Here is a 22,474-nt window from a genome sequence, read left to right as displayed (position 1 = left end):
CGCTGAGGCCGGGGTTCATGCCGCGGCCGGGGTGAGGATGTCCGAGAGCCTGCGCAGGCCCCGGGCGGTGCGGGCCTTGACGGTGCCCAGCGGGACGCCCAGCCGCTCGGAGATCTCGCGCTGGGTCAGCTCGCCGTAGTAGGCCAGCTCGATCGCCTCGCGCTGGGGTGCGGGCAGCTCGGCCAGGGCCCGGCGCATCTCGTCCCGGTCGGCCAGGCCGTCGCCGTCGGCCGCCTGGGCGGGCCCGGACGGCTCTGCGGCGCTCTCCAGCGGGACGGTGTGCAGCCGACGCACCCGCAGGTGGTCCACCGCCCGCTTGTGCGCGATGCCGAGCAGCCAGGCGGGCAGGCTGCGGAGCGGGTCGAAGCGGTGCCGGGAGCGCCACACCTCGGCGAAGACCACCTGCTGCACGTCCTCCACCTCCTGCGGCGGAACGTACTTGCGCAGGTATGAGCGGATGAGGGCGGTGTGCGCCCGCAGGCACTCCTCCAGCGCCGCCTCGTCGCCGGCGGCGAGCCGGGCGTTGAGGCTCGTGCCCGCGGCGTCCGCGGCGGGCTCTGCGGCGGGCTCCGTGGTGATCCCCGTGGTGATCTCCGTGGTGATCTCTGTAGCGATCTGTGCCGTCATGGCGGCCTTCTTTCCGAGAAAACCTATTCAAAACTTATTCATACGCCTCCGAGTGAGGTGATCGCAACCGCAGGCCGCGGTCAGCGGGGTGTGGGGGAGCGGTGCAGGGCGGCGGAGACGCGGGTGAGGGCGTCGCGGAAGGACGTGACGTGCGGGACGGACGGCGGCAGCCCGTCGCGCCACCCCGGGCCGCCCGCCAGGACGCGGGCCGGAGGCCGGAGGGCGGGGAGCGCGGCGAGCGGCGCGGGATCGCCGGTGGAGGACTGGTGGGACCAGACGAACACCACCGCCGGTCCCAGGCGGCGCATCGCGTCGGCCAGCGCGGAGTACGGCGTGCGCGCGCCCAGCACGCGCGTCTCGACCCCGTGGTCCAGCGCCAGCACGGCGGCCAGGGCGTGCAGCGGCAGGCTGTGCTGCTCGTCCTCGGCGCAGGCGAGCAGCACCGGCCGCTCGTTGACCGGCGTCCGGGGCCGCCTGGACAGCGGGGCCAGCGCGGCGGCCAGCCGGTCGGAGAACAGGTGCTCGACCTCGACGGCCGCCCCGGTCTCCAGCTGGCGCCGGGAGATCGCCGCGAACACCGGCAGCACCAGGTGCTCCCAGGTCCACAGGACGCCGTGCCGGGCCAGGGCCGCGCCGATCCAGCCGGACACGACCTCGCCGTCCAGGGCGACGGCGGCCCGGGTCAGCATCGCCGGGGTGGGGACCTGCGGGCCGGCCTCCGGCGCCGGGACCCCGCCGCCGGTCGCGTCCGCGGCGTCCGTGGCGTTCGCGGTGTTCGCGGTGTCCGTGGCGTCCGTGGCGTCCGTGGCGCCTGCGGTGTCCGTGGCGTCCGCGCCTGCGGCGTCCGTGGCGTCCGCGCCTGCGGTGTCCGTGGCGTTCGCGGTGTCCGTGGCGTCCGTCGCGTTCGCGGCGGCCGTCGGGACGGGCCGGGCCGCCAGGACGTGCCGGGCGGCGTCGGCGGCCGGGACTCCGGACCGGATCAGCCGGTTCATCTCCTCCAGGCGCCGCAGGTCCGCGGTGTCGTAGCGCCGGTGGCCGCCGGGACTGCGGCGGCTGGGGCCGACGCCGTACCGCAGGTTCCAGGTGCGCAGCGTGGGGGCGGGCACGCCGAGCCGGCGCGCGACGGCTCCGATGCCGTAGTCCGGCCCGTCCTCGGCGGTCATCCGTCCCCCTCTCCTCACGGCCTCCCGGCGGCGTCCTCGCGGAGTCCCGGCCCAGCTTGCCAGGTGGAGGCCGGGCCCGTTCCCCACAGGTGTCTTCGGACCGGGCGGCCGGCGGGATGCCGGTCCCGGGGAGGGGAGGGCCGGGAATGACTGAGGCTTTTGTGCCCTAAGACAGAAAAGAGAGCAATGTCGTTAGTGACCTCCGAGGTGGTGGAGTGTCGGCTACGATCTACGGAAATGCCGGTCCGCGGCGAGTGGGACAGCAGGGTGAGGCGGCTGTGATGAGCGATCGGAACCCCCACGGGATCGACGTGAGCACGGCCAACGTCGCCCGGATCTATGACTTCATGCTCGGCGGCAAGGACAACTTCGCCGTCGACCGCGCGGCGGCCGAGCAGATCCTCAAGGCCTTCCCCGAGTCGCGCGACGGCGTCCGGATGAACCGCGAGTTCCTCGGCACCGTGGTCCGCCACCTGGCGGCCGAGGAGGGCGTCCGCCAGTTCGTCGACATCGGCGCCGGCCTGCCCACCCGCAAGAACGTGCACGAGGTGGCGCACGCGGTCACCTCCGAGGCGCGCACCGTCTACGTCGACAACGACCCGGTCGTCTGCGTGCACGGCAGGGCGCTGCTCGCCAGCACCCCCACGGTCGCCATGGTCGAGGGCGACCTGCGCTCCCCCGGGGAGATCTGGGAGCGGGCGGCGGCGACCGGCCTGGTCAAGCCCGACGAGCCGGTGGCCGTGCTCCTGGTGGCGATCCTGCACTTCCTCGACGACCCCTACGCCGAGGTCGCCAAGCTGCGGGAGATGATGGCCCCCGGCAGCTTCCTGGTGGTCACCCACCTGTCGATGACCGAGCGCCGGGCCGACGACACCGACAGGATGAAGGACGTCTACTCCCGGGCGAACTCGGGCGTGGTCCCGCGGACCGTCGAGGAGATCAAGGGCTTCTTCGGCGACTTCGAGCTCCTGGACAACGACGCCTTCATCGCGCCCGACGTGCTGGAGCGCATGGCGATCCTCGGCTGGGGCGGGGTCGGCCGCAAGCGCTGACGCGCCGGGGTCCCGGTTCCGCGCGGGCGGAACGATTTCCCCTTTTCGGACGTCCCTACAGGTGTGACCTCCTTCGACGCCCTTGACGATGACCTGCGCACCGCCCGCGAGCGCGTGCGACGACTGGAACGGCTGACCGGGCAGCACCGGGCCGTGGTCGCGCAGATCCAGGAGGTCGAGGCGCTCCTCGGCGACCTGGAGATCCAGCTCGCCGAGGAGGAGGACGACGTCTCCCGGCTGGAGGGCGGGTTCACCGCGTTCCTGTCCGGGCTCACCGGCTCCCGGGAGGAGCGGCTCGCCCGGGAGCGGGCCGAGGCGCAGGCCGTACGGCAGCGCATCGAGGGGCAGCGGAACCGGCTCGGCTGGCTGCGGTCGGACCAGGCGGCGGTGGAGAGCGGCCTGGCCGAGGTCGGCTCGGCCCCGCAGGAGTACGCCGCGCTGCTGGAGCGCAAGGAGCGCCTGCTGCTGCAGGCCGGGGACCCGCGCGGCGGCGAGCTCGCCCGGCTCGCCCGGGAGCTCGCCGAGACCGCGGCCGACCTGCGGGAGCACGAGGAGGCGCGCCAGGCGGGCACCGCCGCCGCCGAGGCGGTCGGGCAGGTCCTGCGCTGCCTCGGCGGTGCGCGGGGCGCCTCCGCCTGGGACATGCTGGGCGGCGGCACCTTCGCCGACATGGTGGAGCACGGTCACCTGCGCAACGCCGACGAGGCCGCCTGGCACGCCCAGCAGGCGCTGGACGCCTTCGCCCGCGAGCTCGCCGACGTCGGGGTGCACGTCGCCCCGGCGCTGCCCGCGGTGGACACCCGCTGGTTCGCCGACATGTTCTTCGACAACATCGTCATGGACGCGTTCAAGCACCAGCGGATCGCCCGCACCGGCGAGGCCGTCGCCGAGACGGCCCGGTGGGTGGGCGCCACGGTGGACGGCCTGGCCGCCCGCTGCGGCGAGCTGGCCCGGCGGCGCGACTCCCTGGAGGCCCGCCGCGAGGACGTGCTGGCGGACTGACCGGTACGGCGGGCGCACCGCGTCCCGCGCGTACGGTGTCCCGCGCGTACCGCGTCCCGCGCGTACGGTGTCCCGCGCGTACGGGAAGGGGGCCGCACCCGGACGGGTGCGGCCCCCTGCGTGGTTCGCGGTGTCTCAGATCTCAGTGGCCGTGACCGTGGCCGTGACCGTCGTGATCGTGGTCGTCGTCGTCCTCGTCGGACGGGCCGTCGGAGGGCTCGACGCTCAGCACGGCCTCGCGGGGCTCGATCTGCTCGACGTGCTCGATCAGCCCCAGGACGTGGTCCGGCTCGATCAGCCACTGCAGCGCCGTGGCGCCGCTGTCGTCGGCGGAGACCATCTCCGCCTGCTCCTTGCGCTCGTCGTCGTCGAGATCGGTCTCGGGGTCGTTGATCTCCTTCAGCGCGGCGGTCTGGAGGGCTCCGATGTCGAGCACCTCCACGGTCAGCTCGACCGTCAGACGCAGGTAGCGCTCGGTGCCGGATTCATCGTTCATGATGAGGAATCCTAGTGCCCCGCGGCAGCCCTCCGCCCGGAGTCTAGGGGAGCTTCCAGTCCACCGGGCTCGCGCCCTGCTGCTCCAGCAGCTGGTTGGCGCGGCTGAACGGCCGGGAGCCGAAGAAGCCGCTGCGGGCCGAGAGGGGGCTCGGGTGGGCCGACTCGATGCGCGGCACGTCGCCGAGCATCGGCGCGAGCGAACGGGCGTCGCGGCCCCACAGGATCGCCACCATCGGCCGGTCGCGCGCGACCAGCGCCTTGATGGCCTGCTCGGTGACCTCCTCCCAGCCCTTGCCGCGGTGTGAGGCGGGCGTGCCGGGCATGACGGTCAGCACCCTGTTGAGCAGGAGCACGCCGTGCTCGGCCCAGGGGGTCAGGTCGCCGTTGCTCGGCATCGGGAGGCCGAGGTCCTCGGTGAGCTCCTTGTAGATGTTGCGCAGGCTGCCCGGGATGGGCCGCACGTCGGCCGCGACCGAGAAGCTCAGGCCGATCGGGTGGCCCGGCGTCGGATAGGGGTCCTGGCCGACGATCAGCACCTTGACCTGGTCGAAGGGCTGTGTGAAGGCGCGCAGGACGTGCTCCCCCGCCGGGAGGTACTGCCTGCCCTCGGCGACCTCCTTGCGGAGGAAGTCGCCCATTTCGGCGATCTTGTCTGCGACGGGTGCGAGGGCCTCGGCCCACCCGGCTTCCACGAGTTCGTTCAAAGGACGTCCGGCCATGGGCGGCACCCTATCGGGATCTACCGACAATACGGGCGGGATCGCGCCGGAGGCGTGCGGCTCCTCCGGCGCGGGGCCGTGAGGCCCGGTGCGGTCCGTGCGACCTGCGCGGACCGCACCGGGCCTGCCCCCCTCGGACGCCCTCCCTACTTCACGGAACCCGCCATCATTCCCTGGACGAAGTACCGCTGGAAGGCGAAGAACAGGATCAGCGGGATGATCAGCGAGAGGAAGGCTCCCGGCGCCAGGATGTCGACGTTGGTCCCGAACTGCCGCATCTGGGACTGGAGGGCCTTGGTCATCGGCTGGTTCTCGGTGTTGGCGAAGACCAGCGCGACGAGCAGGTCGTTCCAGACCCAGAGGAACTGGAAGATGCCGAGCGAGGCGACCGCGGGCTTGGCCAGCGGGAACACCACGGTCGAGAAGATCTTCCACTCGCCCGCGCCGTCCATCCGCGCCGCCTCCAGCAGCGAGCCGGGGATGCCCGCGAAGAAGTTGCGGAGCAGGAAGATGGCGAAGGGGAGCCCGAAGGCGACGTGGAAGAGCACCACGCCGGGGATGGAGCCGAAGATGCCGAGTGCGCCGTACAGCTTCGCGATCGGGATGAGCGCGATCTGGATCGGCACGACCAGCAGGCCGACCACCACCAGGAAGAGCGCGTCCCGGCCGGGGAACCGCATCCAGGCGAACGCGTAGGCGGCCATGGCCGCGATGCCGATCACCAGGAGCGTGGTGGGCACCGTGATGGCCACGGTGTTCCAGAACGACGCGGTGAAGCCGGTGGCCAGCAGGTCGGTGTAGCTGCGCAGGGTGAACTCGGCCGGCTTGGTGAACGCGGTCCACCAGCCGCTGGAGTTGTTGGCGGTCTCCTGCCGGATCGAGACCACGAACAGGCCCAGGGTGGGGACCAGCCAGAACACGCCGATCACCACCAGCACCGCCTGGACCAGGCCGCCGCCGACCCGGTCGGCGATCCGGCCCAGGACGCCGCGGGGCGGCGCGCCGAGAGCGGAGGTCGTCGTCACTGGTTGTCCCTCCTGAACCGCCGGATGTTGAGGATCATGAAGGGCAGGACGAGGACCAGCAGGAAGATGGCCAGCGCGCTGCCCAGCCCCTGGTTCCCGCCGCCGCCGAACGAGACCCGCCACATCTCCAGCGCGATCACGTTGGCCTGCGGTTGCACCGATCCGGGCGCGATGACGAAGACCAGGTCGAAGACCTTCAGCGTGTTGATGATCATCGTGACGAACACGACGAGCAGCACCGGGGAGAGCAGCGGGACGGTGATCTTGCGGAACACCTGCCACTCGGTCGCCCCGTCGATGCGGGCGGCCTCCAGCGCGTCCCGCGGGATGGCGGACAGGCCCGCCGCGATCAGCACCATGGCGAACCCGGCCCAGACCCAGACGAACGCGCCGATGATCGCCGGGGTGATCAGCGTCGGGCCGAGCCAGGACAGGCCGTTGAAGGAGGCCTCGAAGTTCGACTGCGGGAGCCGCACGGTGTAGTCGCCCGGGGCCAGCCCGGTGAGGCGGAAGGTCCCGTCGGCCTCGGTGACGGCCGTGGCCGCGACCTCGCCGCCGGCGCCCGCCCGGACCGCCTCGACGGTCATGCCCGCCAGGGCCTTCTCGGAGCCGTCCACCTGGTTGGGGCGCCCGCCCCCGCCCTGGGTGAAGTCGAACCACACGGTCCCGGCGAGTTCGCCCGGCCCCGGCGAACCCGCCGGGCGGGCGACGGCGGCCGAGGCGAGGTCGGCGGGCTTCACGCCGACCAGGGGCAGCAGCACGGCCTGGCCGGGCTTGGCGGACCCCTTGGTCACCACGGCGCCCTGGGCGGCGGTGACCGGGGACTGGTCGTTCTCCCGCGGCCGGGCGTCGGGGTAGCTCTCGCCGGAGCCGAAGACGCCGCGGACCGAGCTGAGGACGGCGTTGGCCACGCCGCGGTCCGGGTCCTGCTCGTAGACCAGCCGGAAGATGACGCCGGAGGCCATCAGGGAGACGGCCATCGGCATGAACACGATCAGCTTGAACGCGGTCGCCCAGCGGATCCGCTCGGTCAGCACCGCGAAGATCAGTCCCAGCGTGGTGACCAGGAGCGGGGCGACCACGACCCAGATCAGGTTGTTCCTGATGGTGGTCAGGGTCGAGGCGTCCTGGAAGATCGTCGCGTAGTTCTCGACGCCGACGAAGGTCTCGCCGCCGGCGTCGTAGAGGCTCCGGAAGGCGGAGTAGACGATCGGGTAGATCACCATCGCGCCGAGCAGCACCACGCCCGGCAGCAGGAACAGGACCGCCATGACCGGCGAGGGCCCCAGCCGGGGGGGCTTCGGGGCGCTCGCCGTACCCGGCGCGGCCGGTCCCGCGGTGGCGACGGACGGGACCGCGGACGGGGCGGCGGATCCGGTGGCGGAGTCCGCGGCGGATCCGGTGGCGGTCCCGGCGGGGGACTCCGCGGTGGATCCGGTGGGGGAACCCGCGGCGGTCCCGGTGGGGGAGTCCGCGGCGGATCCGGCGGAGGGGGGGTGTGGTCCGGGGGAGGACCCCGCGGCGACGGCGTCGCCGTCGTCGCCGCGGGGGTCCTGCGGGCCGTCCAACCGTTCGGTCACGGCCTGTCCCTTCTACTTCTTCCAGGCCTTGGCGGCCTCGGCCTCAAGGCTCTTCTGGATCTCCTTGATCTTCGACGGGTCGCGCACGAAGTCCTGCAGGAGCTTCCACTCGCCCTTGCCGTCGGTGCCGCCGAAGGCGCTGGGCGCCAGGTCGGACATGTCGTAGCGGACCGACTCACCCGCGGAGATGATCGTCTGAGCCAGCTGCTTGGTCAGCTCGCTCGGGTAGTTGTCGGGGGAGACGTTGCGGTTGGGGGACAGGTAGCCGGGGAGCTTGGCCCAGACCTCGCCGCCCTCGGCGGAGGCGAGGTACTCCAGCAGCGCCATGGCGCCCTTGGAGTCCTTCAGCGCCACCGCGATGTCGCCGCCCAGCACGACCGGCGCGGTCTCACCGGCCTTCGGGAACGGGAAGTACTTGGCCTCCTCGCCGAGCTTGGCGCCCGACTCCTCGGCCGTGGTGCCGACGAAGTCGGCCTCGATGACCATCGCCGCCTTGTCCTGGCCGTAGACCTGGGTCACGCAGGTCGGGAAGTCGGTCTGCAGCGCGCCGGAGGTGCCGCCGAGCAGGTACTCCTTCTTCCCGGTGAGCTGGGCGATCTTCTCCAGCGCGGTGGTGACGCTCGGGTCGGTCCACGGGATCTCGTGCTTGGAGAGCTTGGTGTAGTTCTCCGGGCCCGCGGTGGACAGGTAGACGTTCTCGAACAGGTCGGTGAGGGTCCAGCCGGACGCCCCGCACAGCGAGAGCGGCGGGGTGCCGGAGTCGGCGACCGTCTGGGCGGCCTTCACCAGGTCGTCCCAGGTGGCCGGGGGCTGCACCCCGGCGTCGGCGAAGGCCTGGTCGCGGTACCAGACCAGCGACTTGTGCGCGGCCTTGACCAGCACGCCGTACACCTGGCCGTCGGCCGAGCCGAGCTCCTTCCAGTACGGGGTGTAGTTCTCGTCGATCTGCTTGATCACCTCAGGGGCGAGCGGCTTGAGCGACTTGGCGTCGGCGTACTGCTGGACCAGGCCGGGCTGGGGCAGGATCGCGACGTCCGGCGGGCTGCCGCCCTGGATCCGCGGGCCGAGGTAGGCGCCGGTGTCCTCGCCGGTGGAGGAGTAGGTGACCTTCGCGCCGGTCTTGGCCTGGAAGGCGTCCAGGACCTTCTGGAAGTTCTCCTGCTCCGGGCCGGTCCACTTGGCGGCGACCTCGATGGTCACGCCTTCGAGGGTCTTGGCCGCCGCGGGGGCGGAGGAGGCTCCGCCGCTCGCGGCGGGAGCGGTGGTGGTGCCGGTGGTGCCGGTGGATCCGCCGCCGCACGCGGCGAGTGCGAGGGCGAGCCCCGCGGTCGTCGCGGTGATCATGGTTTTGCGCATAACGGGAAGACCTCCTGTTGTTTCTCAAACCCCCGAGGTTCGGATGACTTCAGATGACGACGAGACGGGGATGACGGCTCGCCGGGGGGATCGCCCCCGGTCAGGGAGCCCTGATGATCTCGTTCAACTGGCCTTTCAGGGAGGCGACGACGTCGTCGCTCGACTCCTCGAAGGGCGGGGTGAGTGCGCCTGAGACCGCACCGGCGATCGCCAGGCTCACCTGGTCGTAGTTGGCGCTGACCGGCCGGGGCCGGGCGGAGAGGATGCTCTCCTTCAGGACCGGCAGGTAGGGGAAGCGCCTGATGAGGGCGGGGTCGTCGTACAGCTCGGTCCACACGGGCGGGAACGAGCCGTCGGTGAGCACCCGCCGCTGGTTCTCCAGCCCGGTGAAGTAGCGGATGAACTCCACCGCCGACTTCTGCCGCTTGGAGAAGGCGCTGAGCGCGAGGTTGATCCCGCCCAGCGTGCTGGAGCCCGGCCCGGACAGGCCCGGCAGCCGGGTGACCGCGAACCTCCCCGCGATCTCCGACTGGGTGGCCGGGCCGTAGGCGTGCGGCCAGTTGCGGGAGAAGGCCAGCCGGCCCTCCTGGAAGGCCAGCCGCGACTCCTCCTCCTTGTAGGAGAGCGACTCCTTGGGGATCCATCCCTCCCGGAGCCCGCCGACCAGGAAGTCCAGCCCCGCCTTCGCCCCGGCGGCGTCCATGGTGACCCGCGTGCCGTCCGGGCTGAGGATCGGCCCGCCGCCCGCCGACTGCACGGCTTCGGTGAAGTTGACGGTCAGCCCCTCGTAGGCGAGGAACTGCCCGGCGTAGCCGCCGACGCCGTGCCCCTCGTGCAGCGCCCGCGCCTGCTCGCGCAGCTCCGCCCAGGTCGTGGGCGGGGCCAGGCCCTCCTTCGCGAGGAGGTCCTTGCGGTAGTAGAGCAGGCCGGCGTTGCTGGTGTACGGCACCGCCCAGAGCTTGCCGCGGTAGACGGCGGTGTCGACGACCGGCGGGAGGAACCGGTCGAGCGGGAACGTGCTCCGCTCCAGCGGCACGATCCAGCCGGCGTCGGCGAACTCCGCCGTCCAGACCACGTCGAGGCCGAGGACGTCGTAGCGGTCGCTCTTGGCCTGGAGGTTGGCGACCATCTGGGCGCGCTGCTCGTCGGCCGCCTCGGGGAGCTCCAACAGGGTGACCCGCTCGGCGGGGTGGGACCGGTTCCAGCGGTCGAGCAGGGGACGCAGGTAACCGGTGGTGTCGCGCCCCGTCACCAGGGTGAAGGGGCCCGTCCCGCCCTCCCGCCGGGGAGGCTCCTGCCCGCCCGACCCCGCCGTGCACCCCGCCAGCAGCGCTGCGGCGAGGGCGAACGGGACCAGGCGGTTCACCTGTGACCTCCGGATGTCGGTGAGGTTACATACGTGTTAGGTAGATGCATTCATGTTATGCACAGCGCTAATGTGAACGTCAACGGATAAGTCCGTAACGCTCGCATAACGCGGGCATGACGAGGAGGTTGGGCGTGCGGCCGTTCCTGCTGGCGCTCCTGGCGAAGGAACCTGCCCACGGCTACGAACTCAAACAGGCGCTGGAGCAGACCTTCGGCAGCGCCTATCCGTCGCCGAACATCGGCCAGATCTACGTCACGCTCGGCCGCCTGGAGAAGGACGGCCTGGTCCGGGCGGTGGACGTCGAGCAGTCCAACCGGCCGAACAAGAAGGTCTACTACCTGACGGCCGCCGGCCGGGAGGCCCTGGACGACTGGGTGGACGAGCCCACCGAGGGACCGCGGGTCCGCGACGAGTTCTTCATGAAGCTCGTCCTGGCCCCGATGACCGGCATCGCCGACCGGATGGCATTGATCAACCGGCAGCGCCGCCACTACCTTTCGCTCATGCGCGACCTGAACGAGCTCGCCGAGCGGACCGATCCGGACAACCAGGTGGCGCTCCTGCTGATCGAGGGCGCCATGCTGCACCTGCAGGCCGACCTCGACTGGCTCGAACGCTGCCAGGAGGACCTCAGTTGAACCGGAGCGGTTGATGGACACCCCCCCTGTGATCAGCACCGTCAACCTCGTCAAGATCTACCAGGACGGAGGCGTGCCGGTCCCCGCCGTGCGGGGCGTGGACCTGCGGGTGGAGCCGGGAGAGTTCATCGCGATCATGGGCCCCTCGGGGTCCGGCAAGTCCACGCTGGTGCACATGCTCGGCGGCCTGGACACCCGGACCAGCGGCGAGATCTGGCTGGACGGCGAGCGGGCCGACACGCTGGGCGAGAGCGCCTGGGCGCTGCTCCGTCGCAGGAAGGTCGGCTTCGTCTTCCAGTTCTTCAACCTGGTGGCCAACATGACCGTGGCCGACAACGTCGAGCTGCCGGCGCTGCTGGCCGGGGCCTCCCCCCGCGAGGCGCGCGAGCGCCGCGAGCAGCTCCTCGGCGCGCTCGGCCTGGCCGACCGGGCCGGAGCCGCCCCCGCCCAGCTCGCCGGAGGCGAGCAGCAGCGCGTGGCGCTGGCCCGCGCGCTGGCCAACCGCCCCCGGCTGCTGCTGGCCGACGAGCCCACCGGCAACCTGGACAGCCGCAACACCCGCGACGTGCTGAAGCTGCTCGGCCAGGTGCACCGCGACGGCCAGACGATCGTCCTGGTCACCCATGACGCCCGGGTGGCGGGGCTGGCCGACCGGGTCGTCTCCCTCCTCGACGGCCAGATCGTCGACGACGGCGCCCTGCCGGCGTCCCGGCGCCGCCCCCGCGGGGGCGTCGGCGACGTGGTGGAGCTGCGGGGCTAGCGGCCGTGCACACCGTGCGGGCGTCGGCCCGCTGGATCCGGGCCGACCTGCGGGCGCGCCGCGGGCAGGCGCTGCTGACCGTCCTGTCGGTGGCCGGGATCGTCGCCGCGCTGGTCGCCGCGGCGACCCTGCTGGAGGACGGCACCAACCCCTGGCGCGGGCTGTTCGAGCGGACCCGCGGCGCGCACGTGTGGATCCACACCGGCGAGGCCCCGGACCTGGCGGCCCTGCGGGACCTGCCCGGCGTGGCGCGGGTGGCGGGGCCGTACCGGGCGGCGCCCGTGACGCTCACCCTGGGCGGGCGGAAGTCGCCGGTGGCGCTGCGCGAGGCGTCCGCCGATCCGCCGGAGACGGCCGCGCCGCTGGTCCGCCAGGGGCGGTGGCTGCGCGCGGGCGACGCCGCCGGAGCGGTCGTCGAGCGCTCCTTCGCCGAGGCGCTGGACCTGCGGGTCGGCGACCCCTTCCCGGTCACCGCGCTCAGCGGCTCCTCCCACCCCCTGGTCGTGGTCGGCCTGGCCGAGACCGCCGACCAGGGCTTCTACCCCGAGTGGACGCCCGGCCTGGCCTGGATCCTGCCGGAGACCCTCACCCGGATCGAGCCCGCTCCCGGCCGCCGGGAGGTGGTCACCGGACTGCGGCTCGCCGACGGCGAGGACACGCTGCCGGCCGTCCACGGCGCCGTCACCCTGCTCGACGAGCAGATCCGCCGCATGTCCACCTGGCGCGAGGTCCGCGCCTCCATGGAGCTGGACAACCGGCTGCTCGGCCTGCTGCTGGCGCTCTTCGGGGTGGCCGGGCTGGTCGCCGCCGCGCTGGCCGTCGCCAACGTGACGGGCGGCCGGGTGCTCGCCCAGACGCGCGACATCGCCACGCTCAAGTCCCTCGGCTACACCCGGGGCCAGGTCGTCGCCCTGCTGGTGACCGAGCACGGGGTGCTCGGGCTGGCCGGCATCGCCCTCGGGCTGGCCGGCGGGCAGCTCGCCGCGGCGCTCACCCTGGACGGCCTGCCGTTCCCCCCGCTCTCGCCGCTGCCGCTGCTGGCCATCGCGGCCGGGAGCGCCGCGGTGGTCCTGGTGGCGGCGGCGCTGCCCGCCTGGCGCGGCGGGCGCACCCCGCCCATCCCCGCCGCCCCGGCCGCCCCGCTCCGGGGCCGCCTGTCGCGGCTGGCCAAGCTCGCCCTGCTGGTACGGCTCCCGCCCGCGCTCGTGCTGGGCACCCGCGACGCCTTCACCCGCCGCACCCCCGCCTTCCTGAGCATCGTCGGCCTGGCCGTGCCGATGATGATGATCACCATCGGCCTCGGCTGCTGGGCCACCCTCGACGACTTCCTGCGCCACCCCGAGCGGGTCGGCCAGGCCGCCGCGCTCACCGTCCATCCGGGCAGGCTCACGGCCGACGAGGCCGCCCGCATCGCGCGGGCCGACCCGGAGGTGCGGGCCGTCCACCCGGGCAGCGAGGTCGCGGCGCTGGAGCCCGAGCAGACCCGGAGCGTGCTGGTCCGCGCGCTCGGCACCTCCGGGGCGCCGTACCCCCTCGTGGTCGCCGAGGGGCGGATGTTCGCCGCGCGGGGCGAGGCGGTCGCCGGGCAGGGCCTGCTCGACCTGCTGGGCGTGCGGATCGGCGACCGGGTCCGGATGACCGTCGGCGGCACGCCGCTGATCGTGCGGATCGTCGGGCGGGTGGTGGAGCCCGACCAGGACGGCGAGGTGCTCTCCACCGGGCTGGACACGCTGGCCGCCAAGGACGCGGTGCCGCCCCAGTTCCACCGGCTGGTGCTGACCGACGGGGCCGACCCCGAGGCGGTCCGGGCGCGGCTGCTGGCCGCCTCCGGACAGGCCCTGGAGGTGCGGCGGACGGTCAACCCGGCCGAGCGGCTCGCGGTCATCCGGGTGGTGATCGTGGCGCTGACCGCCGTGCTGGCCCTGCTGGGCCTGGCCAACCTGCTCACCGCCGGGGCCCTGGGCCTGCGCGACCACGCCTCCGACCTGGCGGTGCTCAAGGCCATGGGCCTCACCCCCCGGCAGGTGGCCGCGACGCTGGTCACCGGGACCGGGCTGCTGGTCGTGCTGGGGGTGGCGGCGGGCACGGCCGCCGGGGCCTCGGTGGTCGGCGGCCTGATCGACCTGCAGGGCCACACCAGCGGTGTCGGCGCGGGCATCGGCCGCACCCCGCCGGCCTCGGTCCTCGCGGTCGCGGCGCTGGCGGCGATCGGCGCGGGCCTGCTGGTGACCCTGATCCCGGCCCGCCGGGCGGCCCGCGCGCAGGTCCCGGTCACCGCCCGGTAGGGAGCGCCGGTGCCGGGCGCGGTCCGGTAGGGAGCGCCGGTGCCGGGCGCCGACCGCGCCGTCCGCCGTGCCGCGTGGTCCGGGGCGCCCGCCGCGCCGCGCTCAGAGGAGACCGGCGTCGCGCACCTTCATGGCGACCTGCACGCGGTTGTCGGTCCCCAGCTTGGCGAAGATCCGGGTGACGTTCGCCTTCACGGTCGCGACGCTCATGTGGAGGCGTCCGGCGATCTCGGCGTTCGAGCTGCCCCGAGCGAGCTCGGTCGCGACCTCGCGCTCGCGCTCGGTGAGCCGGTCCAGCTCCCGCCGCGCCTCCGGCTCCCGCGCGCCGTGCCCGCCCGCGGCCGCGGCGATCACCTGCCGTGCGACGCTGGGCGAGAGCACCGGCTCGCCCCTCGCCACGGCGCGGACCGCCTCGATCATCTTCGGCGGCGGCGTGTCCTTCAGCACGAAACCGTCGGCGCCGAGCCGCAACGCCGACAGCACCATGTCGTCGGCGTCGAAGGTGGTGAGCACGAGGATCCGCGGCGGGTCCGGCCGCGACAGCAGCAGCCCGGTGGTGGTCAGCCCGTCCTGCCCGGGCATCCGGATGTCCATCAGCACGACGTCGGGTCCGAGGTCGCGGACCACCTCCATGGCGTGCAGACCGTCCCGGGCCTCGCCGACGATCTCCAGGTCGGGCTCGCCGCCGAGGATGAGGCGCAGCCCGGTCCGCACCATCGGGTCGTCGTCCACCAGCACCAGTCGGATCACGGCGTCAAGCCTCCCACGGCAGCCGGACGTCGAGGACGAACGCCCCGTCCCGGGCGGCGTGCCGGAGGGTGCCGCCGGCCATCCGGGTCCGCTCGGCCAGGCCGACCAGGCCGAGCCTCCCGCCGGGGCCCGCGGGCACACCGGGCGGCGCCGGATTGCTCACCCGGATGCGCAGGCCGTGCCCGGGCCGCCCGCCGATCTCGGCCGTCACCCGGCTGCCCGGAGCGTGCTTGCGCGCGTTGGTCAGGGCCTCCTGCACGATCCGGTACGCGTGGCGGCCGGTCTGCGCCGGCAGCAGGTCCCGGCCGTCCACGGTGTCGGACACCTCGACCCGCTGACCGGCCGTGCGCACCTCGTCGAACAGGGATTCCAGATCGTCCAGGCCGGGCTGCGGAGGCTCCGGGGCGCCGCCGCGGCGGAGCGCGCCCAGCACGGTGCGCAACTCGTTCAGCGACTGGTGGGCGTTCTGCTGGATCGCCAGCGCGACCTCGCGGGTCTCCTCGGCGGTGAGGTCCTCGCGGTACGCCAGGCCCCCGGCCAGCATCGACAGCAGGGAGATCCGGTGGGCCAGGACGTCGTGCATCTCCTGAGCGATCTTCATCCGTTCCGCCAGCCGGGCCTGCTCGATCCGCTGCGCCTGCTCGCGCCGCGCGGCCAGCGCCGCCTCCCGCCGCGAGGCGGCCAGGTCGCGGCGGCCGCGCAGGTACAGGCCGAAGACGGTCAGCGCGCCGAGGACGACGGTCCCGGTCGTCACGGAGACGGCGGTCGTCTGGCCGACGCCGCCCCGGGCGGCGTACACGGTCAGGCACACCCAGGACACGACCGCGACCGGGACGATCCGGCGCCATCGGCGGTGCGCGCACAGGGACACGTACGCGACGTAGGCGGGACCGGACGCCGTGGCGGAGACGGCGGTGAGCAGGGCGGTGGCCAGAGCGGTCCGCCACGGGTGGCGGCGCAGCCCCAGCAGCAGGACCAGCCCGGCCAGGCCGAGTCCCACGTCGGTCAGCGCCGACGCGAGCCGGCCGGGCTCCCGGTGGGCGACCACGGCCAGGACGACGCCGTGGAACAGCATCGGCGGCACGGCGCACAGGTAGCGCAGCGCGATTCCGGACCGGTCCAGGGGCGGCCGGTCCTCCGTACGGTCGTGCATGTCCCCAGCCTAGGAGCCGCCGGACGGGTCGTTCAGCGACCCGGGTCGACGACCGGGTGGCCGCAGGTCGACGATCGGAGCGCCGGAACGGGCCCGGCGGTCACGGGTCCGCGCCCCCGGTCCGATGACGGGCGGCGCCGCGTCCGATGGACTGGACGCATGATCGAATTCAGTCGCGTCGTCAAGTCCTACGGAGGCGTGCGGGCACTCGACGACGTGTCCTTCACCGTCGAGGCGGGGAGCGTCACCGGCTTCCTCGGGCCCAACGGCGCCGGCAAGTCCACGGCGATGCGGATCCTGGTGGGGCTCTGCCGCCCCACGTCGGGCTCGGCCACCGTGCTCGGCCGGCCGTACGCCGAGCTGGACGCTCCGGGCGCCCGGGTCGGCGTGCTGCTCGACGCCGGCGCCTGGCATCCCGGCCGCACCGGGCGCGAGGTCTTGACCCTGGGCGCGATGACGCTCGGCCTGCCGGGTTCCCGGGTCGACGAGGTCCTCGACCTGGTCGGGCTGACCGCGCGGGAGGCCCGACGCAGGGTCGGCGGCTACTCGCTGGGGATGAGGCAGCGTCTCGGCGTCGGGCACGCGCTCCTCGGCCGTCCCCGGGCGCTCGTCCTGGACGAGCCCGCCAACGGCCTCGATCCGCAGGGCATCCGGTGGATGCGCGGACTGCTCCGCGGCCTCTCGGAGGAGGGCTGCGCGATCCTGCTCAGCTCGCACCTGCTGCACGAGGTCGAGCAGGTCGCCGACCGCATCGTGATGATCGGCCGCGGCCGGATCCTGGCCCAGGGCACCGTCGCCGAGCTCGGCCGGGGCCGCGGCCTCGAACAGGTCTTCCTCGAACTGACCGCGACCACCGATCGGAGCCCCGCATGACCGGCACCGCGACCACCGATCGGAGCCCCGCATGACCGGCACCGCGACCACCGATCGGAGCCCCGCATGACCGGCACCGCGACCCCGTTCCGGCGGCTGCTGGCCGTCGAGGCCCGCAAGCTCGTCGACACCCGCAGCGGCACGGCCCTGGCCCTGGCCCTGGTCGTCCTGGTCGTCGCGGCCGTCGCGGTGCGCGGCGCCGTCGCCGGCCCGGAACTGCAGCGGTTGATCACCACCGCCGGAATCGGATCCGGGACCCTGCTCCCCGTGCTCGGCATCCTGACGATGACCGGCGAGTGGAGCCACCGGACCGCCCTGACCACCTTCACGCTCGAACCCCGGCGCGGGCGCGTGCTGGCGGCCAAGTGCCTGCCCGCGCTGGCCGCGGCCGTGGCGGCCTGCCCGCTCGCCGTACTGGCCGCGGTGCCGGCGACCGCCGTCGCCGCCGCCGCCCAGGGCGTTCCGGCCGTCTGGGAGGTCGATCCCGCCGCCCTGCTGGGCTGGACCGGCGTGAACGTCCTCCTGGTGGCGGAGGGGCTCGCCATGGGCGCGCTGCTGCTGAACGCGCCGGCTGCGATCGTGATCTGCCTGGCCTCCCCGATGGCGTGGGCCGCGGTCGGCAGGCTGGGCGCCACGGGTGCGACCCTGGCGGAGTGGCTCGACCTGAACACCACCACCGGGCCCCTGATGTCCGGCGGCCTCTCCGGGGACGGCGCCGTCCGGCTGGCGGTGTCGGTGCTCGTCTGGATCGTCGTCCCGATGGCGGCCGGTGCGGCGCGGGTGGTCCGCAAGGACGTGCGCTGACGGGCGCCGCCCGGGGTGCGGGGACGCCGGTCCCCGGGCGGCGCCTCGTGGGAGCCGCCCGGGGCCGGGCCGCGGTTCACGGCCGGTTCAGTGCCGGCCGATGGAGAACCAGTAGAAGCCGTGGCCCGGCAGGGTGAGCAGGTACGGCAGCTCGCCGATGACGGGGAAGGGCACCCCGCCGCGGGCTTCGACCGGCGTCATGCCCTCGAAGCGCCGCAGGTCCAGCTGGACCGGCTGCGGGTACTTCGACAGGTTGTTGACGCAGAGCATCACGTCGCCGGCGTCCTCGCGCAGGAAGGTCAGCACCGCGGGGTTGTCCGACCACAGCTCGATGTACTCGCCGGTGCCGAAGACCGGGTGCTGCCTGCGGATCTGCAGCATCCTGCGGGTGAAGTGCAGCAGCGACGAACCGCTCTTCTGCTGCGCCTCCACGTTGACCGCCTGGTAGCCGTAGATCGGGTCCATGACGGCCGGGAGGTAGAGCCGGCCCGGGTCGGCGGTGGAGAAGCCCGCGTTGCGGTCCGGGCTCCACTGCATCGGGGTGCGGACCGCGTCGCGGTCCTCCAGCCAGATGTTGTCGCCCATGCCGATCTCGTCGCCGTAGTACATGACCGGCGAGCCCGGCAGGGAGAGCAGCAGCGCGGTGAACAGCTCGATCTGGTCGCGCTCGTTCTCCAGCAGCGGGGCCAGGCGGCGCCGGATGCCGAGGTAGGCCCGCATGCGCGGGTCCTTGGCGTACTCGGCGTGCATGTAGTCGCGCTCTTCCTCGGTGACCGTCTCCAGGGTCAGCTCGTCGTGGTTGCGCAGGAAGATGCCCCACTGGGCGCTGTCCGGGAGCTTCGGCGTCCGCGACATGATCTCGGAGATCGGCTCGCGGCTGCCCCGCCGCACCGCCATGAAGATGCGCGGCATCAGCGGGAAGTGGAACGCCATGTGGCACTCGTCGCCGCCGGCGGCCGGGTCGCCGAAGTACTCGACCACGTCCTCCGGCCAGCCGTTGGCCTCGGCCAGCAGCACCCGGTCCGGGTAGAGGCGGTCCACCTCGGCGCGGACCTTCTTCAGGTAGGCGTGGGTCTCCGGCAGGCCGGAGCAGGCGGTGCCCTCGCGCTCGAACAGGTACGGCACCGCGTCCAGCCGGAAGCCGTCGATGCCCAGGTCCAGCCAGAACCGGAGCACCTCCAGCATGGCCTCCTGGACCGCCGGGTTCTCGTAGTTGAGGTCCGGCTGGTGGTGGAAGAAGCGGTGCCAGTAGTACTGCCGGCGGACCGGGTCGTAGGTCCAGTTGGACTCCTCGGCCCCGACGAAGATGATCGGCGCGTCGGGGTACCCGGTCGGGTCGTCGGACCAGACGTAGAAGTCGCCGTAGGGGCCCTCGGGGTCGTGCCGGGAGGCCTGGAACCACGGGTGCCGGTCGCTGGTGTGGTTCATCACCAGGTCGGTGATGACCCGCAGGCCCCGCTTGTGGGCCTCCTCCACCAGCTCCACGAAGTCGGCGAGGTCGCCGAAGTCGGGGAGGATCTTCATGTAGTCGGAGATGTCGTAGCCGCCGTCGCGGAGCGGCGACTCGTACAGCGGGAGCAGCCACAGGCAGTCCACGCCGAGCCACTGGAGGTAGTCCAGCTTCTCGATCAGGCCGCGGATGTCTCCGGTGCCGTCGCCGTTGGAGTCCTTGAACCCCCGGACCAGCACCTCGTAGAAGACGGCTCGCTTGTACCACTGCGGATCGGCGGACACGAAGTCCTCGGAGACCGAATCCGGGCAGGGGGATGCGTTCATCATGTACTCGCTCACAATGAGGAAGGGCAGGACGAAGTCACCGGGTGCCCCGGCTGAATGATGTTTGGTGACCGCGCCGGCGGGAGCCGTCATCCCCACGAGCTCCCTGCCCCCGGCCGGACCGAATTCGTGGTTCGGTGCCAGCCGTTCTAGCGCTTTCTGCGGCGAACACTACCAGCCGAGTGGATCGCGGGAAGCCCGATCGGCATCTCCGCCCGGCCCGCCGTCCCGGAACCCGTGCCGAAGCCACGTAATCGCCCTGTCACCTGGTGTTTTCACCGGTCAAACGTCGCAGGTGGACCGGTCCCGGCGGGTCCGCCCCCTTCCCTCCGGGTGCGGGGAGCCTGTCCCGCCGACACGGCTCCGCTGTCTCCGCGCCGGAAGCGCTCATTGCTCTCCGTGTTCTTCCGTCTTCATAACGTAAGAAAGTATGGGAGTATTGCTTCATGGGTACGGCTGGCCATATGAAGACGACCGTCGAGATCTCCGACGCGCTGCTGCGTGAAGCCCGGCGGCTCGCCCGGAGCGAGGGGACCACGTTGCGCGCTCTGGTCGAGGAGGGACTGCGCTCCGTCCTCGCCCGCCGGGCGGAGAAGGAGGGGTACACCTTGCCTGATGCCTCCGTGGGCGGGCAGGGCCTGCAACCGCGGCTCCGCGACGCCTCCTGGGAGGACGTGCGGGCACTGGCCTACGGTGACCGTCTGTGATCGCGGTCGACACGAACATCCTGGTCTACGCCCATCGCGGGGACAGCGAGTTCCACGCTCGCGCCGCGTCGAAGGTGAAGGCGCTGGCCGAGGGCCGGGCGGCATGGGCGGTCCCCTGGCCGTGCGTCCACGAGTTCTTCTCGATCGTGACCCATCCGCGGGTGTACGCGCCACCCAGCAGCACGGCGGACGCGATCGCCCAGATCGACGCGTGGCTGGGATCGCCGTCCCTCGTGCTCCTCGGCGAGGCGGAGAACCACTGGCAGGTGCTCCGCGCATCGCTTGAGGCGGGCAAGGTGACCGGCCCGCTGGTCCACGACGCGCGGATCGCCGCACTCTGCGCGGCGCACGGGGTCCGTGAGCTGTGGAGCATGGACCGGGACTTCAGCCGCTTTCCGGAACTGACGGTCCGCAACCCGCTCCGGGACTGAACCCGGCACCTCCGGATGGAGGGCTTCCCGGGCGCGGGCCGATCGGAGCATCGACGCCGGCCCCGAGGCGGTGCCCGGTGAGGACCGGTCAGGGCCGGTGAGGGCCGGTCAGGGCCGGGAGGGGACGGTCACTCCCAGGGCGGGGTGAGGTCGCCGACGCGGTCGGCGCGGTCGTCGAGCCAGGCGCCGAACAGGACCAGGCTCCGCACCCAGAACCGGTCGTTCCAGCCGTTGAAGCGGGCCAGCGCGTCCGGGCCCTCGGCGACCACGGCGTGCAGGTGCTCCGAGAGCAGCGACGGCACCGCGTGCGCCACCCGGGTCAGCATCGCGTGGCCGTAGGCGCGGGCCGGTCCGGCGGCCGAGCGGAGCGGGACCCGCTGGAGCGGCTGCTTGACCACGTTGGTCGAGGGCAGCGCGGCCACCCGCGGGTTGGCGGCGTGCAGGAGCTCCCGGTAGAACCGGCCCCTGTCCTTGCGGGCGACGCCCACCGAGAGCGCGGCGTCGAAGAAGTCCGGGTGCATGAAGGGCGCGGCGAACGAGACCTCGGGGCCGACCAGGTTGACGGGGGAGCGGGCGATGCCCCGGGCGGTGCGGGTGTGCAGGACCGACAGCGGCAGCTCGGCCCGGTGGCCGTCGAGCATGGAGGTCGACCGGGCGAACGCCGTGCGGACCGAGTCGGCGATCCACTGCGCCGCCCGCTCCGACAGGAAGGGCGCCGAGGGCGCGCCCAGCGCGAGCGAGCCGAGCAGCGCGGCCTTGCGCTCCGCCTCCGTGGAGGCCTCCAGCGCGGCCCCGCTGACCATGAAGTTCTTCAGCAGCGGCCCGCCGGCCAGGCCGTCCACCAGGGTCCGCCCGGCGCGGTGCACCTCGCGGGCGAAGGGGGCGTACCACGCGTGGTGCGGGGTGAGGAACTCCAGCCGGCGGGCCACGGACAGCGCGTCGGCCGGGTAGGCGGCGGGGTCCTGGGGGATCACCCGGTGCGGTACGCCCAGCTCGCGGGTGATCGCGCGGGCGAAGGCGATGTCGGTGTCGGTGCCGTCGTCCGGGCTGGTCGTCCACGACTCCACGTCCGCGCCCCGGGCCACCGCCACCGAGCAGAGCAGCCGCGAGTCGTACCCGCCGCTGACCGGCACCAGCAGCGGACGGGAGTCGAACTCCTTGTAGACCTCGTGCAGGATCTCCAGGAGCTCCCCGGCGCTGCGCCCCGCCTCGAACGGCTCCTCGCGCAGCCAGCGGGGCAGCCGCCGCTCGACCGCGATCCGGCCCGACCGCTTGCCGAGGACCAGGGCGCTGCTCCCGGCCAGCCGCTTGACCCGCGCGTACGGGGTGTCGTCGCGGAGCGGGAAGGTGAGCTGCACGATCGCCGCCCAGGCGTCCCAGTCGACCTCGTACGGCGTGCGCACCAGCGCCAGCAGCGGCTCCAGCAGCGAGGAGAAGTAGACGGCCCCGCCGACGGAGACGTAGTAGACGTCCACCAACCCCAGGCCGCCGGCGTGCAGGGTGACCCGGTCGCCGTCGTCGATCAGGCCGGGCGTCTCGCAGGTCTCGGCCACGGTGATCCACGGCGCGGGCCCGGCCGGCCGGCGCTCCCCCCAGGCGAACGCCCAGGTGCCCGCGTCCGGCCGGGTCGCGCCGGGCGCCGGCTCCCCGCCCGCGGCGTCCCCGGTGCCCCCGAGCCCGGGTTCGGGGCCCCGGTGGTAGGGCGGCAGCGGCGAGGAGCTGAACAGCGCCGCCTCGGCGGTCCGCAGCGCCGGCCGTACCCGCGGCCCGGCCTCGCGCAGGGCGGCCAGGGCGGCCTCGTCGAGCCGGCCGACGCCGCCGCAGACGTACGGCCTCACATTGAACGTCGGCCACTGCACCGTGCTGACTCCTCTGTGTCGGGATTGACCAAAGGGTATCCTTTCGC

Annotated in this window: 21 protein-coding genes; 9 read left to right on the top strand and 12 right to left on the bottom strand. The window is 73.2% G+C overall.

The features are described 5' to 3' along the window. Positions 1-15: 15 nt before the first annotated feature. Positions 16-627, bottom strand: coding sequence for an RNA polymerase sigma factor (locus HS045_RS02400; RefSeq protein WP_196449526.1), 612 nt, complete (start codon positions 625-627; stop codon positions 16-18). 80 nt (positions 628-707) lie between these two features. Continuing rightward, positions 708-1,790: a MerR family transcriptional regulator gene (locus HS045_RS02395; RefSeq protein ID WP_196449525.1), complete on the bottom strand. Its 1,083-nt coding sequence runs from the start codon at positions 1,788-1,790 to the stop codon at positions 708-710. Between the two features lie 281 nt (positions 1,791-2,071). On the opposite strand from HS045_RS02395, the gene HS045_RS02390 reads away from it, so the two are divergent. Beyond that, the gene (locus HS045_RS02390) at positions 2,072-2,842 is read left to right on the top strand and encodes an SAM-dependent methyltransferase (protein WP_196449524.1); all 771 of its coding nucleotides are present in this window, start codon (positions 2,072-2,074) and stop codon (positions 2,840-2,842) included. A gap of 63 nt (positions 2,843-2,905) precedes the next feature. After that, a complete protein-coding gene (locus HS045_RS02385; protein ID WP_196449523.1) occupies positions 2,906-3,844 on the top strand; it encodes a hypothetical protein in 939 nt (312 codons plus the stop codon). 142 nt (positions 3,845-3,986) lie between these two features. Here HS045_RS02385 and HS045_RS02380 read toward each other — a convergent pair whose 3' ends face one another. The 6 genes from HS045_RS02380 to HS045_RS02355 all read right to left on the bottom strand — a co-directional run bounded on the left by HS045_RS02380 (position 3,987) and on the right by HS045_RS02355 (position 10,388). Continuing rightward, positions 3,987-4,340 (bottom strand): hypothetical protein, encoded by a 354-nt coding sequence (locus tag HS045_RS02380; protein ID WP_196449522.1) that lies wholly within the window; start codon positions 4,338-4,340, stop codon positions 3,987-3,989. A gap of 43 nt (positions 4,341-4,383) precedes the next feature. Further along, positions 4,384-5,061 carry a uracil-DNA glycosylase gene (locus HS045_RS02375; RefSeq protein ID WP_196449521.1) on the bottom strand — a complete coding sequence of 226 codons (678 nt, stop codon included), beginning with the start codon at positions 5,059-5,061 and terminating at the stop codon, positions 4,384-4,386. A gap of 146 nt (positions 5,062-5,207) precedes the next feature. Then, on the bottom strand, positions 5,208-6,086 hold the full coding sequence (locus HS045_RS02370) for a carbohydrate ABC transporter permease (protein WP_196449520.1): 879 nt from the start codon (positions 6,084-6,086) through the stop codon (positions 5,208-5,210). Next, a complete protein-coding gene (locus tag HS045_RS02365) occupies positions 6,083-7,666 on the bottom strand; it encodes an ABC transporter permease subunit (RefSeq protein ID WP_307827356.1) in 1,584 nt (527 codons plus the stop codon). The genes HS045_RS02370 and HS045_RS02365 overlap by 4 nt, the downstream gene beginning before the upstream one ends. 12 nt (positions 7,667-7,678) lie before the next feature. Then, positions 7,679-9,022 carry an ABC transporter substrate-binding protein gene (locus tag HS045_RS02360; RefSeq protein WP_196449519.1) on the bottom strand — a complete coding sequence of 448 codons (1,344 nt, stop codon included), beginning with the start codon at positions 9,020-9,022 and terminating at the stop codon, positions 7,679-7,681. A 100-nt stretch (positions 9,023-9,122) separates the two neighbouring features. Further along, positions 9,123-10,388, bottom strand: coding sequence for an ABC transporter substrate-binding protein (locus tag HS045_RS02355; protein ID WP_196449518.1), 1,266 nt, complete (start codon positions 10,386-10,388; stop codon positions 9,123-9,125). 116 nt (positions 10,389-10,504) lie between these two features. On the opposite strand from HS045_RS02355, the gene HS045_RS02350 reads away from it, so the two are divergent. Genes HS045_RS02350 through HS045_RS02340 form a run of 3 tightly spaced genes read left to right on the top strand, consistent with a single transcriptional unit; the run spans position 10,505 to position 14,074 of the window. After that, the gene (locus tag HS045_RS02350) at positions 10,505-11,029 is read left to right on the top strand and encodes a PadR family transcriptional regulator (protein WP_230883393.1); all 525 of its coding nucleotides are present in this window, start codon (positions 10,505-10,507) and stop codon (positions 11,027-11,029) included. A 13-nt stretch (positions 11,030-11,042) separates the two neighbouring features. Further along, positions 11,043-11,789 (top strand): ABC transporter ATP-binding protein, encoded by a 747-nt coding sequence (locus HS045_RS02345; protein ID WP_196449517.1) that lies wholly within the window; start codon positions 11,043-11,045, stop codon positions 11,787-11,789. Between the two features lie 5 nt (positions 11,790-11,794). Continuing rightward, the gene (locus HS045_RS02340; protein ID WP_196449516.1) at positions 11,795-14,074 is read left to right on the top strand and encodes an ABC transporter permease; all 2,280 of its coding nucleotides are present in this window, start codon (positions 11,795-11,797) and stop codon (positions 14,072-14,074) included. A gap of 102 nt (positions 14,075-14,176) precedes the next feature. Here HS045_RS02340 and HS045_RS02335 read toward each other — a convergent pair whose 3' ends face one another. Further along, positions 14,177-14,824 (bottom strand): response regulator transcription factor, encoded by a 648-nt coding sequence (locus HS045_RS02335; protein WP_196449515.1) that lies wholly within the window; start codon positions 14,822-14,824, stop codon positions 14,177-14,179. Between the two features lie 4 nt (positions 14,825-14,828). After that, positions 14,829-15,977, bottom strand: coding sequence for a sensor histidine kinase (locus HS045_RS02330; protein ID WP_196449514.1), 1,149 nt, complete (start codon positions 15,975-15,977; stop codon positions 14,829-14,831). A 159-nt stretch (positions 15,978-16,136) separates the two neighbouring features. Between HS045_RS02330 and HS045_RS02325 the strand changes: the two genes are divergently transcribed. Together HS045_RS02325 and HS045_RS02320 are read left to right on the top strand one after the other, a co-directional pair. Continuing rightward, positions 16,137-16,850 carry an ABC transporter ATP-binding protein gene (locus tag HS045_RS02325; protein ID WP_196449513.1) on the top strand — a complete coding sequence of 238 codons (714 nt, stop codon included), beginning with the start codon at positions 16,137-16,139 and terminating at the stop codon, positions 16,848-16,850. Positions 16,851-16,916: 66 nt separating this feature from the next. Further along, the gene (locus HS045_RS02320; RefSeq protein ID WP_196449512.1) at positions 16,917-17,654 is read left to right on the top strand and encodes an ABC transporter permease; all 738 of its coding nucleotides are present in this window, start codon (positions 16,917-16,919) and stop codon (positions 17,652-17,654) included. An 87-nt stretch (positions 17,655-17,741) separates the two neighbouring features. Here HS045_RS02320 and treS read toward each other — a convergent pair whose 3' ends face one another. Next, entirely contained in the window at positions 17,742-19,430 is a 1,689-nt protein-coding gene (treS, locus tag HS045_RS02315; RefSeq protein WP_196451007.1) for a maltose alpha-D-glucosyltransferase, read from the bottom strand. A 464-nt stretch (positions 19,431-19,894) separates the two neighbouring features. Between treS and HS045_RS02310 the strand changes: the two genes are divergently transcribed. Together HS045_RS02310 and HS045_RS02305 are read left to right on the top strand one after the other, a co-directional pair. Then, a complete protein-coding gene (locus tag HS045_RS02310) occupies positions 19,895-20,137 on the top strand; it encodes a type II toxin-antitoxin system VapB family antitoxin (protein WP_196449511.1) in 243 nt (80 codons plus the stop codon). Next, positions 20,134-20,568, top strand: a complete 435-nt coding sequence (locus tag HS045_RS02305; protein WP_196449510.1) for a TA system VapC family ribonuclease toxin — start codon at positions 20,134-20,136, stop codon at positions 20,566-20,568. The genes HS045_RS02310 and HS045_RS02305 overlap by 4 nt, the downstream gene beginning before the upstream one ends. A gap of 128 nt (positions 20,569-20,696) precedes the next feature. Here the strand turns inward: HS045_RS02305 and HS045_RS02300 are convergent, their stop codons facing one another. Next, positions 20,697-22,427, bottom strand: coding sequence for an asparagine synthetase B family protein (locus HS045_RS02300; protein WP_196449509.1), 1,731 nt, complete (start codon positions 22,425-22,427; stop codon positions 20,697-20,699). Between the last annotated feature and the right edge of the window lie 47 nt (positions 22,428-22,474).

Origin of the sequence: Planomonospora sp. ID82291 (assembly GCF_015711645.1) — a bacterium.
Lineage (GTDB): Bacteria > Actinomycetota > Actinomycetes > Streptosporangiales > Streptosporangiaceae > Planomonospora.
Note: the sequence above shows the minus strand (reverse complement) of the source record. Positions and strands in the feature narration are given on the sequence as shown.